The organism is Falsiroseomonas stagni DSM 19981 (genome assembly GCF_900114315.1).
In the GTDB taxonomy this organism is placed as follows: Bacteria; Pseudomonadota; Alphaproteobacteria; order Acetobacterales; family Acetobacteraceae; genus Falsiroseomonas; species Falsiroseomonas stagni.
In genome coordinates this window covers 217,802-230,701 of sequence record NZ_FOSQ01000006.1, presented here as the reverse complement: position 1 = coordinate 230,701, position 12,900 = coordinate 217,802, and the positions used below count along the sequence as shown (strand labels likewise).

Here is a 12,900-nt window from a genome sequence, read left to right as displayed (position 1 = left end):
GGCAGGCCCCGGTGGCGCCGTTGTCGTGAGGAGGGATCGCGTATGGCGTCCGCCGCCGAACAGCTTGCGGCCAATCTGAACCTCGGCGTGCTCGCCAAGGCGACGGAGCTGAAGAGTCGGCTCTGGTTCACTCTGGGCGCGTTGATCGTTTACCGCATCGGCTCCTATGTGCCGGTGCCTGGCGTCGATGCCGGCGTGATGGGGGAACTGCTTGCCCAGATGGGTGGCGGCATCCTCGGCATGTTCGACATGTTCACCGGCGGTTCGCTGGGGCGCATGACGATCTTCGCCCTCAACATCATGCCCTACATCTCTGCCTCCATCATCGTGCAGCTGATGACGGCGGCGATCCCGTCATGGGAGGCGCTGAAGAAGGAAGGCGAGTCGGGCCGCAAGAAGCTCAACCAGTACACCCGCTACCTGACGCTGGTGATCGCCATCTTCCAGGCCTACGGCATCGCGGTCGGCCTTGAGTCGCTGCGTGGCAGCTTCGGCGCTGCCGTTCATGATCCCGGCTGGTTCTTCCGCGTGGCCTGCGTCATCACGCTTGTCGGCGGCACCATGTTCCTGATGTGGCTGGGCGAGCAGATCACGGCGCGCGGCGTCGGCAACGGCATCAGCCTGATCATCTTCGCGGGCATCGTGGCGAACCTGCCCTCGGCCCTCGCCAGCACCCTGGAACTCGGCCGCACGGGCGCGCTCTCCACCTTCTTCATCATCTTCTTCCTGCTGGTCGCGCTTGGCGTCATTGCCTTCGTGGTGTTCGTGGAGCGTGCGCAGCGCCGCATCCCCGTGCAGTACCCGAAGCGCCAGGTCGGCAACCGCATGTTCGGCGGCGAGAACACGCACCTGCCGCTGAAGCTGAACACGGCCGGCGTGATGCCGCCGATCTTCGCCTCCTCCCTTCTGCTGCTGCCCGCGACCTTCGCGGCCTTCCAGACGGATCGGGCGAGCGACTCGTGGCTGACGGACATCACCAACCTGCTGGCGCATGGCCAGCCGCTCTACATGGCGATGTATCTGGGCCTGATCGTCTTCTTCGCCTTCTTCTACACGGCGGTCGTCTTCAATCCGCAGGAGACGGCGGACAATCTGCGCAAGTATGGCGGCTTCGTGCCGGGCATCCGCCCGGGCCAGCCCACGGCGCAGTATTTCGACCGGGTGCTGACGCGGCTGACGGCGGTGGGTGCGATCTACCTGTCGATCGTCTGCCTCCTGCCCGAACTTCTCATTGCGAATTACGGTGTCCCCTTCTACTTCGGCGGAACCTCTCTGCTGATCATCGTGTCCGTCACCATGGACACGGTGGCGCAGGTGCAATCGCATCTCTTCGCGCACCAGTATGAGGGGCTGATCAAGAAGGCCCGGCTGGGTGGCCGCGGCACACAACCGGGGGGACGTGGACGATGAGGCTTATCCTGCTGGGGCCTCCCGGCGCCGGCAAAGGGACGCAGGCCAAGCGGCTCGAGGAGCGGTACGGTATCTCCCAGATCTCCACCGGCGACATGCTGCGGGCGGAGGTCAAGGCGGGGTCGCCCATCGGGCTGGAGGCGAAGGCGATCATGGAACGGGGCGACTTGGTCCCGGACGCCATCATCACCGCCATGCTGGCCGCCCGCGTGTCCGCCCCTGGCAGCGCCAAGGGGTTCATCCTGGACGGCTTCCCGCGGACCGTGCCGCAGGCCGAGGCGCTGGACCGGATGCTGGCCGAGAAGGCCATGCCGCTGGACCATGTGATCGAGCTGAAGGTGGACGACGCCGCGCTGGTCGAGCGCATTGCGGGCCGCTTCACCTGCGCGAAGTGCGGCGAGGGCTACCACGACAGCTTCAAGAAGCCGGCCCAGGCAGGCGTCTGCGATTCCTGCGGTGGCACGGAATTCACCCGCCGCGCGGACGACAAGGCGGAGACGGTAGCGGCGCGACTCGATGCCTATCACCGCCAGACCTCGCCGCTGCTGCCGCACTATGCGGCGCAGGGGAAGCTCCGCCAGGTCGATGGCATGGCGGAGATGGACGAGGTGACGCGGCAGATCGCCGCGGTGCTGGGGGCTGGCTGAGGCGGCGCGCTTGACTCCCCCGGCGGCGCTGGTGTAACCCCCCGCGCCTGCGGTCCGGGGTTCACCCCGGCCGCTCTTTGCCGTTGCAAACTTGGACCAAGACGGTCGCGCCAGCCAAGGCTGGCGTGGTCCACCGCCCCGGCGGTCCGGTTTGAAGTGTTTGTTCGGGCCCGCCGGCCCGGTGTGATCGTCCCCCATCGCAGGATGGGGATTTTGGTTCCAACGGGCCTCGCGCCCGGCGTTTTGAGAAGCGGGCCATCGGCCCGATGAGGAGAGAGGCACCGTGGCGCGCATCGCCGGCGTGAACATCCCAACCAACAAGCGGGTGCTCATCTCGCTTCGCTACATCTTTGGCATTGGTCCCTCCAACGCCAAGGTCATCTGCACGCAGCTGAACATCCCCGAGGATCGCCGGGTGAACCAGCTGACGGATGACGAGATCCTCCGCATCCGCGAGCTGATCGACCGGGAATACCGCGTCGAGGGCGACCTGCGGCGTGAAGAGGCGATGAACAAGAAGCGCCTGATGGACATGGCCTGCTACCGCGGCCTGCGCCATCGCAAGGGGCTTCCGGTCCGCGGCCAGCGCACTCACACCAATGCGCGCACCCGCAAGGGCAAGGCGGTTGCGATCGCCGGCAAGAAGAAGGTGACGAAGTAAGATGGCTCGCGAACCCCGCGCCGGCGCCGGCCAGCGGCCGCGCAAGAAGGAACGGAAGAACATCTCTTCCGGCGTCGCCCATGTTCTGGCGTCCTTCAACAACACCGTCGTGACCATCACCGACGCGCAGGGCAATGCGATTGCCTGGTCGTCCTCCGGCAGCCAGGGCTTCAAGGGCAGCCGCAAGAGCACGCCCTACGCCGCCCAGGTCGCCGCGGAAGACGCCGGCAAGAAGGCCCGCGAGCATGGCATGGAGACCCTGGAGATCCAGGTCTCCGGCCCCGGCTCGGGCCGTGAATCCGCGCTCCGCGCGCTGCAGGCCGTGGGCTTCTACGTCACCGCGATCCGGGACGTGACGCCCATCCCGCACAATGGCTGCCGTCCCCGGAAGCGCCGCCGCGTCTGAGGACGCAGCAGCTGCCGCGGCGCGCCTGATTGCAGGCGCGCCCCTCCGGGCCGGGCAAGGGAAAAGACCGTGATCGAGAAGAACTGGCGTTCGCTGATCGAGACCAAGAAGGACGTCGAGCTCGGGTCCGATCCGACCCGCGTGGCGACGATCGTGGCGGAGCCGCTGGAGCGCGGCTTCGGCATGACGCTTGGCAACGCGCTGCGCCGCATCCTGCTGTCGTCCCTCCAGGGCGCGGCCGTGACGGCCATCCGCATCGACGGCGCGCTGCATGAATTCAGCAGCCTCCAGGGCGTGCGTGAGGACGTGACGGACATCGTCCTGAACGTGAAGCAGCTGGCCGTGCGCATGCAGGGCGATGGCCCGAAGCGCCTGCAGCTGACCGCGACCGGCCCTGGCGAGGTGACCGCCGGCCAGATCCAGACGACCGGCGACATCGAGATCTCGAACCCCGACCTCGTCATCTGCTCGCTGGATGACGGTGCCCGCCTGTCCATGGAACTGACCGTGGACACCGGCAAGGGCTACGTCCCGGCCAGCGAGAACCGGCCCGAGGACGCCCCGATCGGCCTGATCCCGATCGATGCCATCTATTCTCCGGTGCGGCGCGTCGCCTACCAGGTCCAGCCCACCCGCGTCGGCCAGAAGACCGACTACGACAAGCTGGTCCTGACGGTCGAAACCGATGGCACCGTTTCCCCGGAAGACGCGGTCGGCATCGCCGCCCGCATCCTCCAGGAACAGCTGCAGCTCTTCATCAACTTCGAGGAGCCGCGCCAGCGCGTGGTGGAGGAGATCCGCGACGATCTCCCCTTCAACCGCAACCTGCTGCGCAAGGTGGACGAGTTGGAACTGTCGGTCCGTTCGGCGAACTGCCTGAAGAACGACAACATCGTCTATATCGGCGACCTGGTGCAGAAGACGGAGCAGGAAATGCTCCGGACTCCGAATTTCGGCCGCAAGTCGTTGAACGAGATCAAGGAGGTCCTCGCCTCCATGGGTCTCGGCCTGGGGCTCACCGTCCCGGGCTGGCCGCCCGAGAACATCGAGGACCTCGCGAAGAAGCTCGAGGAGCCCTTCTGAGGGCGCCCCGGGAAGTAAGGAAACAGGACCATGCGTCACGGCGTTGCCGGCCGTAAGCTCGGCGTTACCACCAGCCACCGCCTCGCCATGCTCCGCAGCATGGCGACCGCGCTGCTGAAGCACGAACAGATCAGCACCACGCTGCCGAAGGCAAAGGAGCTGCGCCCGTATGTCGAGCGCATCATCACGCTCGGCAAGCGCGGCGACCTGCATGCCCGCCGCCAGGCCTATGCCCAGGTGCGGGACGAGAAGGTGGTGGACAAGCTCTTCACCACCATCGCGGAGCGCTACAAGGGCCGCGCCGGTGGCTATACCCGCGTCCTGAAGGCCGGCATGCGCTATGGCGATGCCGCCGACATGGCGATCATCGAGCTGATCGACCGCGACCCTGCGGCCAAGGGCCTCGACAGCGGCCCGGTGGCGGAGAAGGTGGAGAGCGAGGCGGACGCGGCGTAAGCCAGCTTCGCATCGACGGAGTACGGGGAGGGCGCCGCAAGGCGCCCTTTTTCGTGGGCGCTCAAGCCGGTGCGAGCCAGCCGCGATATCTCACCACCCGCCCGAGGCCGAGCGGCATTCGCACCGTGACGTCGAAGCGGAAGCGACCCTCAGCGTCCTCGCTTTCGCGCGCATCACCCAGCGGGGCGAGCGCCAGCGGCAGCGGCACGCCGAGGCAGCGCCAGCCCTGCACCACGACTCGCAGGCCGGTGTTGTCCGCTGGCACGGCCACACGGAAGGAGAGGGGGCCGAACCGCTCCTCCAGCCCTGTGGCGACCGGCACCATGTGGCTCCGGAATCGCCGCCTGCCGAAGTCGCGCTCCCAGGTTTCGCCCTCGCCATCTCGCGTGATGGTCACCCGGACCGGCACGCGGGCGGCGCTGGCGGGGAAGCCGACGAGCCAGGCCGCGAGGCGCGTCAGCACTCCCTCCGGCCCCTCCACCGCTGCCTCGCCGGCGAAGACGCCGCCCTCATGAAGTCGCCGCACGGCCGGCGGTAGCCGCGCGAAGGCGTCCTCGCCCAGCAGCCGGGCGAAGAGCGGCCTCACTCGTCCCGCGCGACGTGCCGCCGCAGTTCCGGCCCCGGCACCAGGCAGGTCTCCGTCTTGCCGAACAGCCGGTAGCGGTTGCGTGCCACCCGGTCATAGACCCAGTTCCGCAGCCCCCGCGGCACATGACGCAAATGGCGCGCCCAGCCGTAGCGGGGCAGGCGGGCCAGCACCTGGATGGCGGCGTCGGACTTCATGTAGGCGATGCCGTCGATCACCACGGCATTGCTCTCCGGCATCACCGCATCGATTCCGAGCAGCCTCGCCATGCGCTGCCCCAGCCGGTCCTGCACCGCCGTGAATTTGAAGCGGGCCTCCGGGTCGCTCGCGGCGACGAAGCGGAAGGCGGCGGAGCAGATCACGCAGACCCCGTCATACAGCACCGTCCCGTCCGGGATGCCCTGCACGGGCTTCGGCGCCCAGCGATCGCCCATCACGCCCCCTTCCGCGCGTCTTGCAACTCCATCCGGGTCAGCCAGAAGCCGGCCGCGATGATGACGGTCGCGCCCATCAGCATCAGCGGCTCCGGTACCTCGTTGAAGAAGATCCAGCCGAACAGGATGCCCCAGAGAATCATCGCATATTGCCAGGGCACGACGACCGGCGCCGGCGCCAGGGCGAGCGACCGGGTGACGGCCAGATGCGCCGCGACCCCCACCACGCCGAGCGCCATGAGGAGCAGCACATCCACCCACACCACCGGCACCCAGGTGAAGGGCGCCATGACCAGGCCGAAGACCAGCGCGCCCAGCATCTGGTAGGTCGCCAGCACGCGGGCGGAGGTCCCGCGCAGCGCGCGGGTGGACATCAGGTAGCCCGAATAGACCACCACCCCGAAGACCGCGATCGCCATCGGCTTCCAGCCCGCATCCAGCCCTGCCCCCAGCGTCAGCATCACGCCGAGGAAGCCCAGCACCACCGCGCCGAAGCGCCAGCGGTCCAGGCGCTCGCCCAGGAACAGGGCGGAGGCGACGGCCACGAAGATCGGCGTTGCCATCCAGAAGGCCATGGTGTCCGCCAGCGGCATCATGGAGACCGCCCAGTAGAAGCAGGCGACCTCCACCGTGCCGAACACCACGCGCATCACCTGCAGCCCCGGCCGCTTCGGCCGCATCAGCGGTGCCGGCCCCTCCCGCACCAGCAGCGGCGCCAGGATCAGCAGGGCCGCGATGGAACGCAGCACCAGCACCTGGCTGACGGAATAGGTCGCCATCAGCCATTTGCCGAGCACGTCGTTCAGCGAGAAGCCGAGCACGGCGGCCGACATCAGTGCGATGCCGGCCAGGTTGTCGCGTGCGGCCATTACTCGGCGCGGATATTCGCCTCGCGCACCAGGGTCGCCATCGCCTCGCGCCCCTCGCGGACGAAGCGGGTGAAATCCTCGGGGCTGGTCGCAAGCGGCACGCAGCCGATCTGGACCAGGCGCTGCCGGATCGTGGGCTCCGCCACCGCTTCCGTCAGCGCCGCGGACAGTTGCCGCACCACGGCGGGCGGCGTCGCGGCGGGGCCGAAGAAGCCCGCCCATTCATTGCTGTCGAAGCCGGCATAGCCGCTTTCATGGATGGTCGGCACATCCGGTCGGCTTTCGACGCGCGTCAGCGTGCCGACGGCCATGAACCGTGCCCGCCCCGCATCCACCACCGGCCCGGCCGAAACCAGCGTCGTGAACACCGCATCGATCGCGCCACTCGCCAGGTCCTGCGCCGCCGCGGACCCGCCGCGATAGGGCACATGCACCACCTCGATCCCCGCCCGCCGGGCGAAGGCCACCAGGCCGAGATGCCCCGCTGTCGCATTCCCCTGGGTGCCTACCGTGATCGCCCCCGGCCGCGCCTTCGCCGCCGCCACGAACTCCGCGAGGTTCCGCGCCGGGAAGTCGTGCTTCACCGCGACGGCGGAGGGGAAGGACACCACCAGCGAGATCGGCGCGAAGGCCGTCGCATAGTCGAAGGGCAGGCCCCGCAGAAGGGATGGGTTCACGATGTGGCTCGACGCATCCCACAGGAAGGTATGGCCGTCATTGCTCCGCGCGACCTCGCCGCCGCCGAGGCTCCCGCTCGCCCCGGTCCGGTTCTCCACCACGAAGCCCTGGCCGAGCCGTTCGCCCATGCGCGGCGTGATGACGCGCGCCGCGCTGTCCGCCGCGCCGCCGGCGGCGAAGGGCACGATCAGCCGGATGGACCGGCTGGGCCAGGCGGTCTGCGACAGGGCAGGGGAGGCGAAGGCGAGGCTGCCGGCAGCCCCCATCAGGGCACGGCGGGACACGGTCATGGCGGCGTTCTCCGGGCTTTCGTTGCGCGCGAGATCGGGCCGCGCGCCGCCCGGGTCAAGCGTCACCCCACCTCGATCCGCGTCTCCCGCACCAGCCGCGCCATCGCGTCGCGCTGCTGCGCCACGTAGCGCGCGAAATCACCCGGTGAGGACCCGACCGGGAAGGCGCCCAGCGCCTCCAGCCGCTGCTTCACGCCGCCATCGGCCAGCGCGTGCAGGGCGGCGGCGTGCAGCCGCTCCGTCACCGCCGCCGGCAGCCCGGCCGGCGCATAGAGCCCGTTCCATTCGTTCAGCTCATAGCCAGGGAAACCCTGCTCCGCGACGGTCGGTACGTCCGGCAGGGAGGAGATGCGTTGCGCGGTGCTGACGGCGATGGCGCGGACCCGCCCCTCCCGCGCCAATTGGACGGAGGACGAGACCGTCCCGAAGACGAAGGCGATCGCGCCCCCCATCAAATCCGCCAGCGCCGGCGTGCCGCCGCGATACGGCACATGCTGGATGTCCAGCTCCGCCCGCGCCGCGAACAGCGCCGCCGCCAGATGCGCCGCCGTGGCATTGCCGGAGGAGCCGTAGGAGAGCTGCCCCGGCCGCGCCTTCACATAGGCCACGAATTCCTGGAGGTTCCGCACCGGCAGCGACGCATTCACCACCAGCAGCTGCGGCAGCACCACCACCTGGCTGATCGGCGTGAAGGCCGTGGCGTAGTCGAAGGTCAGGCCGCGCAGCAGCGCCGGGTTCACCGTATGCGCCATGGCATCGATCATGATGGTGTGGCCATCCGGCGCGCTCCGCGCCACTTCCGCCGCGCCGATCGACCCGCCCGCCCCGGCCCGGTTCTCCACCACGATGGGCTGGCCCAGGAACTGCCCCATCGGCGCGCCGAGCAGCCGCGACGTGGTGTCGACGCCGCCGCCCGGCGGATAGGGCGCGATCAGCCGGATGCTGCGCGTCGGCGCCCATTGCGCGCGCGCCGGCCCGACAACCAGCGGCGCGGCGAGCAGACCCAGCGCCGCGCGGCGCCCGAGGCGTTCAGACATGGCATCCTCCATCGATTTGGCGCGGAGGATACCGTCCCTCAATCGCCCTTCACAGGGGCTGGTCGAGCGTCGGCGAAACGTCCCTCACCGTCACGCGCCGCATGTCCCGGGGGTGGCGCGTATCCGCGAAGGGGCGGGCGCGGTGCATGGTGCAGCGGTTGTCCCACATCACGAGGTCATGCGGCTGCCAGCGATGGCGATAGACGAATTCCCGCTGCGTCGCGTGCTCCGCCAGGTCCCGCACCAGGCACATTGCCTCCGGCACCGGCCACCCATGCAGCCGCCCGATATGTGCCGAGAGATACAGCGACAGCCGCCCCGACCCCGGATGGCGCCGCACCAGCCGCTGCGGCACCGGCGCGAAGTTGTGCCGCTCCGCCTCCGTGAAGGCGTCGAAGCCGAGCGTACCGCGGGAGAAGATCAGGCTGTGGTCTGCGATCAGGTCACGCAGCTCCGCCTGCTGCGCCGCCGGCAGCGCATCCCAGGCTGCGCGCATATCGGCGAATTCCGTGTCGCCCCCCTCCGGCGGGATCACCCGGGCATGCAGCGCCGAATACTTGGCCGGTGTCGGCTTGAAGCTGCTGTCGCTGTGCCACAGCCGGTTGCCGAGGTTGAACATCCGCCGCCGGTCATCCGCCGCCAGCAGCCGGCCCTGCTCGTCCAGGTTGGAGATGTCGTTCATCCGCGCATGCTTCAGGCGCTGCTTGTGCAGGTCGATGGTGCCGGTGTTTTCCTCCATCGCGCCGAAATGCTCGATGAAGCGCATCTGCTGGTCGTCATCGATGTCCTGGCCGCGGAACACCAGCACCGCATGCTCATCCATCGCCGCCTCGATCGCCCGTGCGTCGTCGGGCGTCAGGGGCTGGCGCAGATCGATCCCCTCGACCTCCGCCACGAACAGGGGATGCAGCCGCGTCACGCGCAGCGCCGACAGGGTTGCGCCCATGCCACCGTCTCCTCCGCCAGGGGTCGTGAAGCCGCCCCGTGATGGGATGATCCGCCGGCAAGGCGCGCGCGTCCAGCCACGCAGCCGTGTCGCGCGCCCCGTGGCCCGGACGGCGCCGCGACGCTAGGCTCCCCGCATGGCCGCCCGCCCCCCCGACCTCTTCGGCTCTCCCGACCCTGACGCCGATACGCCGCGCCCCGGCCCGCCGCCCGGCCCGCGCCCACTGGCCGACCGCCTGCGCCCGAAGGAACTGCCCGAGGTCGTCGGCCAGGACCATCTGGTCGGCGCGGATGGCACGCTCTCCGGCATGCTGGCGCGCGGCAGCCTGTCGTCGATCATCCTCTGGGGCCCGCCCGGGGTGGGGAAGACGACCATCGCCCGCCTGCTGGCGCAGCGCGCCGGCCTGTCCTTCGTCGCCCTCTCCGCCGTCTTCTCCGGCGTCGCCGACCTGAAGCGCGCCTTCGACGAGGCCCGTGCCCGTCGCTCCAACGGCCGCGGCACGCTGCTCTTCGTGGATGAGATCCACCGCTTCAACCGCGCCCAGCAGGACGGTTTTCTTCCAGTCGTCGAGGACGGGACCGTGACGCTGGTGGGCGCGACGACGGAAAATCCCTCCTTCGCCCTGAACGGCGCGCTGCTGTCGCGCTGCCAGGTCCTGGTCCTCAAGCGCCTCGACGATGGCGCGCTCATGCTGCTGATGGACCGCGCGGAGGCGGAGGAGGACCGCCCGCTGCCCCTTACTGCGGAGGCCCGCGCCTCGCTCGCCGCCATGGCCGATGGCGATGGCCGCTACCTGCTGAACATGGTGGAGCAACTGCTCGCGCTGCCGCCCGGCGGCGATCCGCTCGACCCCGCCGCGCTCGCCGCCCTGCTCGCGAAGCGCGCCGCGCTCTACGACAAGGATCGGGAGGAGCACTACAACCTCATCTCCGCGCTCCATAAGTCGATGCGCGGTTCCGACCCCGACGCCGCCCTCTACTGGTTCGCCCGCATGCTGACGGGCGGCGAGGACCCCCGCTACATCGCCCGCCGCCTGCTGCGCTTCGCCAGCGAGGATGTCGGCATGGCCGATCCCCGCGCCATCCAGATCGCGATGGCGGGCTGGGAAGCCTATGAACGCCTCGGCAGTCCGGAGGGCGAACTCAGCCTCGCCCAGGTCGTGGTTCACCTGGCGACGGCGCCGAAATCCAACGCGCTCTACACCGGCTTCAAGGATGCGATGCGCGCGGCGAAGGAGACGGGAAGCCTGATGCCGCCGCCCAACATCCTGAACGCGCCGACGAAGCTGATGAAGGAACTCGGCTACGGCGACGGCTACGAATACGACCATGATGCGGAGGATGGCTTCTCCGGCGCCGATTACTGGCCGCCCGGCATGAAGCCCGCCCGCTTCTACAGTCCGACCGATCGCGGGGCGGAGGCCGCCGTCGCCGCCCGCATGGCCGAATGGCAGCGGCTGCGGGCCCGGAAGCGCCGCGGATGAGGCTGCTGGACGTGCTCCTCGTCGCACTCGGCGGCGCCACGGGCTCCGTCCTGCGGTACTGGCTCTCGACGCTGGCCATCGCCCATCTCGGCACGGCCTTCCCCTGGGGCACGCTCGGCGTGAACATCGCCGGCAGCGCGGCCATCGGCGTGGCGGCGGGGCTGGGCCTGCAGGGGGAGGCCCGCCTCCTCCTCGTCACCGGCCTGCTCGGCGGCTTCACCACCTTCTCCGCCTTCAGCCTGGAAACCGGCGCCCTGTTCGAACGCGCCTGGTGGCTGGGCGCGTTGTATGTCCTGGCCTCGGTCGGGCTCGGGCTCGCTGCGTTTTCGATCTGTTACGCAGTACTGAAGAAGTAATGGATCAACTGAAAATAGAAACCGCTACCCCGGTTCTTTGAACCGCCACCCAGGCACAAGCGGCATTGTCCTGCACACGCGCCGGTGAGTAGAACCCTTCCACCCCCGGGGGTCCCCATTTGTTGGAAGGGACCAGCAGCATGTCCGACTTCTCCACCGTGTTCTTTGATGATTTCAGCGGCAATTCCGTTGACCGCAGCACCTGGCGTACGCTCTATTCGGGCGACTATGGCAATGGCGCCTTCGCCTGGACGCCTGGCCAGGTCAGCGTGCATGGCGGCATCCTCGACGTCTCCATCGAACGCCAGGGCGGCGGCTGGGTGGCCGGCGGCCTGTCCACCATCCCCGACGGCCAGACCTACGGCTCCTACGAATTCCGCGCGCGGATCGAGGAAGGGCAGGGCACCGCCGGAGTCATCCTCCTCTGGCCCAGGAACAACACCTGGACGGATGAGGTCGACATCGTCGAAAGCCATCGCGGCGATCGACAGGGCTTCGCCTTCACCAATCACGGCACGCCGTGGGAGACCCAGTACATCGATACCGATGTCGCGGATTGGCACACCTACCGCCTGGACTGGACGCCCGGTGAGCTGACGCTCTTCATCGATGGCCAGCAGGCCGGCCGCATGACGAATGACGTGCCGGACCAGCCCATGTCCTTCGGCATCCAGGGCCATGTCCTGTCCGACAGCGAATGGTGGTATGGCGGCGGCCCCGATGGCTCCACGCCCAGCGAGGTGAATATCGAGGTCGATTGGGTCCGCGTCTCCGCCTACACCCCCGGCCAGGGCGACGGCGCCAGCACGCCGGTCGCTGCGCCGCAAGCCGCGCCCGTGGTGGCGCCCGTCGTCGCATCCGTGGCCGCCCCGGTCGTCGATGCAGTGGTCGATACCGTCGCCGCCCCGGCCGAGGCCTTCATCGCCCCGGCGGCGGACCTCGACGATCCCTGGTCCGCCTTCATGGTCGATGGCGTGATCGATTGGGGCGCCGCAGCGGCCCATGTCACCGCCAATCACGAAGCCACCGGCCAGTGGTGGATCTGACCCGCGGCGCCTGCTTCCCCGCGCCCGAAAGCCCTCTCCCCCCAGCGGGGGGAGAGGGTTGGGCGAGGGGGGACAGCGCCAGCCCGGTGCAGGGCGGGGCCACCGGCCCCGGCCAGGCCGCCGGCGCCGACCTCCATGTCGGCCGCAAACTGCGGGAGGCCCGCATCCAGCGCGGCCTCTCGCTCGCCGAGCTCGCCGCCGGGCTCGGCGTCTCCACCCCCCAGGCGCGGAAATACGAGGCAGGGCGCAACGCGATGCCGGCCACGCGCCTGCCCGCCCTCGCCGCCACGCTCGGCGTCGATCTGGCCTTCTTCTTCGAAGGCCTGCACACCGAACAGCGCGCGGGCCCCTACCGGCCCATGCTGCCGACCCGCCCGCGGATGCTGCTGGACCTGGTCCGCGCGACGGATGCGCTGCCGGAGGCGGGGCTCGCCGCGCTGCTCGCCGCCGCGCGGGCCTTTGCGGGCCAAGGCGGCACAGACCAGGGTGGCACGGCGGCGTAGCCGCCACGC

General features: G+C 69.5%; 16 protein-coding genes. 10 read left to right on the top strand and 6 right to left on the bottom strand.

Annotation, left to right across the window (positions count from 1 at the left end; genetic code table 11):
* Positions 1–42 precede the first annotated feature (42 nt).
* From secY to rplQ, 6 genes are all read left to right on the top strand, one after another.
* Positions 43–1,410 (top strand): preprotein translocase subunit SecY, encoded by a 1,368-nt coding sequence (gene secY, locus BM041_RS16975; RefSeq protein WP_092961062.1) that lies wholly within the window; start codon positions 43–45, stop codon positions 1,408–1,410.
* Positions 1,407–2,057 (top strand): adenylate kinase, encoded by a 651-nt coding sequence (locus tag BM041_RS16970; protein WP_092961061.1) that lies wholly within the window; start codon positions 1,407–1,409, stop codon positions 2,055–2,057. Before secY ends, BM041_RS16970 begins: the two co-directional genes overlap by 4 nt.
* 283 nt (positions 2,058–2,340) lie before the next feature.
* Positions 2,341–2,718: a 30S ribosomal protein S13 gene (gene rpsM, locus BM041_RS16965; protein WP_092961060.1), complete on the top strand. Its 378-nt coding sequence runs from the start codon at positions 2,341–2,343 to the stop codon at positions 2,716–2,718.
* Position 2,719: 1 nt separating this feature from the next.
* Complete coding sequence (rpsK, locus tag BM041_RS16960; RefSeq protein WP_092961059.1) at positions 2,720–3,124, top strand: 30S ribosomal protein S11; 405 nt, start codon at positions 2,720–2,722, stop codon at positions 3,122–3,124.
* 69 nt (positions 3,125–3,193) lie between these two features.
* Positions 3,194–4,207, top strand: coding sequence for a DNA-directed RNA polymerase subunit alpha (locus BM041_RS16955; RefSeq protein ID WP_092961058.1), 1,014 nt, complete (start codon positions 3,194–3,196; stop codon positions 4,205–4,207).
* Positions 4,208–4,237: 30 nt separating this feature from the next.
* A complete protein-coding gene (gene rplQ, locus BM041_RS16950) occupies positions 4,238–4,663 on the top strand; it encodes a 50S ribosomal protein L17 (RefSeq protein WP_092961057.1) in 426 nt (141 codons plus the stop codon).
* 61 nt (positions 4,664–4,724) lie between these two features.
* Here the strand turns inward: rplQ and BM041_RS16945 are convergent, their stop codons facing one another.
* The 6 genes from BM041_RS16945 to BM041_RS16920 are packed head-to-tail and all read right to left on the bottom strand — an operon-like array spanning position 4,725 to position 9,503.
* Complete coding sequence (locus BM041_RS16945) at positions 4,725–5,249, bottom strand: DUF4166 domain-containing protein (protein ID WP_175533995.1); 525 nt, start codon at positions 5,247–5,249, stop codon at positions 4,725–4,727.
* Entirely contained in the window at positions 5,246–5,683 is a 438-nt protein-coding gene (locus BM041_RS16940; RefSeq protein ID WP_092961055.1) for a thiol-disulfide oxidoreductase DCC family protein, read from the bottom strand. Before BM041_RS16940 ends, BM041_RS16945 begins: the two co-directional genes overlap by 4 nt.
* Entirely contained in the window at positions 5,683–6,552 is an 870-nt protein-coding gene (locus BM041_RS16935) for a DMT family transporter (RefSeq protein WP_092961054.1), read from the bottom strand. The genes BM041_RS16940 and BM041_RS16935 overlap by 1 nt, the downstream gene beginning before the upstream one ends.
* Entirely contained in the window at positions 6,552–7,586 is a 1,035-nt protein-coding gene (locus tag BM041_RS16930; RefSeq protein WP_092961053.1) for a Bug family tripartite tricarboxylate transporter substrate binding protein, read from the bottom strand. The genes BM041_RS16935 and BM041_RS16930 overlap by 1 nt, the downstream gene beginning before the upstream one ends.
* Positions 7,583–8,557 carry a tripartite tricarboxylate transporter substrate-binding protein gene (locus BM041_RS16925; protein WP_092961199.1) on the bottom strand — a complete coding sequence of 325 codons (975 nt, stop codon included), beginning with the start codon at positions 8,555–8,557 and terminating at the stop codon, positions 7,583–7,585. Before BM041_RS16925 ends, BM041_RS16930 begins: the two co-directional genes overlap by 4 nt.
* Positions 8,558–8,606: 49 nt before the next feature.
* On the bottom strand, positions 8,607–9,503 hold the full coding sequence (locus BM041_RS16920; protein ID WP_092961052.1) for a TauD/TfdA dioxygenase family protein: 897 nt from the start codon (positions 9,501–9,503) through the stop codon (positions 8,607–8,609).
* Between the two features lie 136 nt (positions 9,504–9,639).
* Here BM041_RS16920 and BM041_RS16915 point away from each other — a divergent pair, with 136 nt between their 5' ends.
* The 4 genes from BM041_RS16915 to BM041_RS16900 all read left to right on the top strand — a co-directional run bounded on the left by BM041_RS16915 (position 9,640) and on the right by BM041_RS16900 (position 12,891).
* The gene (locus tag BM041_RS16915; protein ID WP_092961051.1) at positions 9,640–10,986 is read left to right on the top strand and encodes a replication-associated recombination protein A; all 1,347 of its coding nucleotides are present in this window, start codon (positions 9,640–9,642) and stop codon (positions 10,984–10,986) included.
* Positions 10,983–11,342 (top strand): fluoride efflux transporter FluC, encoded by a 360-nt coding sequence (locus BM041_RS16910; protein ID WP_245762134.1) that lies wholly within the window; start codon positions 10,983–10,985, stop codon positions 11,340–11,342. Before BM041_RS16915 ends, BM041_RS16910 begins: the two co-directional genes overlap by 4 nt.
* 140 nt (positions 11,343–11,482) lie before the next feature.
* Positions 11,483–12,388 (top strand): glycoside hydrolase family 16 protein, encoded by a 906-nt coding sequence (locus BM041_RS16905; protein ID WP_092961050.1) that lies wholly within the window; start codon positions 11,483–11,485, stop codon positions 12,386–12,388.
* A gap of 86 nt (positions 12,389–12,474) precedes the next feature.
* Positions 12,475–12,891 carry a helix-turn-helix domain-containing protein gene (locus BM041_RS16900; RefSeq protein ID WP_092961049.1) on the top strand — a complete coding sequence of 139 codons (417 nt, stop codon included), beginning with the start codon at positions 12,475–12,477 and terminating at the stop codon, positions 12,889–12,891.
* The last annotated feature ends 9 nt before the right edge of the window (positions 12,892–12,900 follow it).

Coding starts and splice junctions, on each gene's coding strand:
- secY (WP_092961062.1), top strand. CDS start 43: ATGGCGTCCGCCGCCGAACAGCTTGCGGCCAATCTGAACCTCGGCGTG.
- BM041_RS16970 (WP_092961061.1), top strand. CDS start 1,407: ATGAGGCTTATCCTGCTGGGGCCTCCCGGCGCCGGCAAAGGGACGCAG.
- rpsK (WP_092961059.1), top strand. CDS start 2,720: ATGGCTCGCGAACCCCGCGCCGGCGCCGGCCAGCGGCCGCGCAAGAAG.
- rplQ (WP_092961057.1), top strand. CDS start 4,238: ATGCGTCACGGCGTTGCCGGCCGTAAGCTCGGCGTTACCACCAGCCAC.
- BM041_RS16940 (WP_092961055.1), bottom strand. CDS start 5,683: ATGGGCGATCGCTGGGCGCCGAAGCCCGTGCAGGGCATCCCGGACGGG.
- BM041_RS16935 (WP_092961054.1), bottom strand. CDS start 6,552: ATGGCCGCACGCGACAACCTGGCCGGCATCGCACTGATGTCGGCCGCC.
- BM041_RS16925 (WP_092961199.1), bottom strand. CDS start 8,557: ATGTCTGAACGCCTCGGGCGCCGCGCGGCGCTGGGTCTGCTCGCCGCG.
- BM041_RS16920 (WP_092961052.1), bottom strand. CDS start 9,503: ATGGGCGCAACCCTGTCGGCGCTGCGCGTGACGCGGCTGCATCCCCTG.
- BM041_RS16915 (WP_092961051.1), top strand. CDS start 9,640: ATGGCCGCCCGCCCCCCCGACCTCTTCGGCTCTCCCGACCCTGACGCC.
- BM041_RS16910 (WP_245762134.1), top strand. CDS start 10,983: ATGAGGCTGCTGGACGTGCTCCTCGTCGCACTCGGCGGCGCCACGGGC.
- BM041_RS16905 (WP_092961050.1), top strand. CDS start 11,483: ATGTCCGACTTCTCCACCGTGTTCTTTGATGATTTCAGCGGCAATTCC.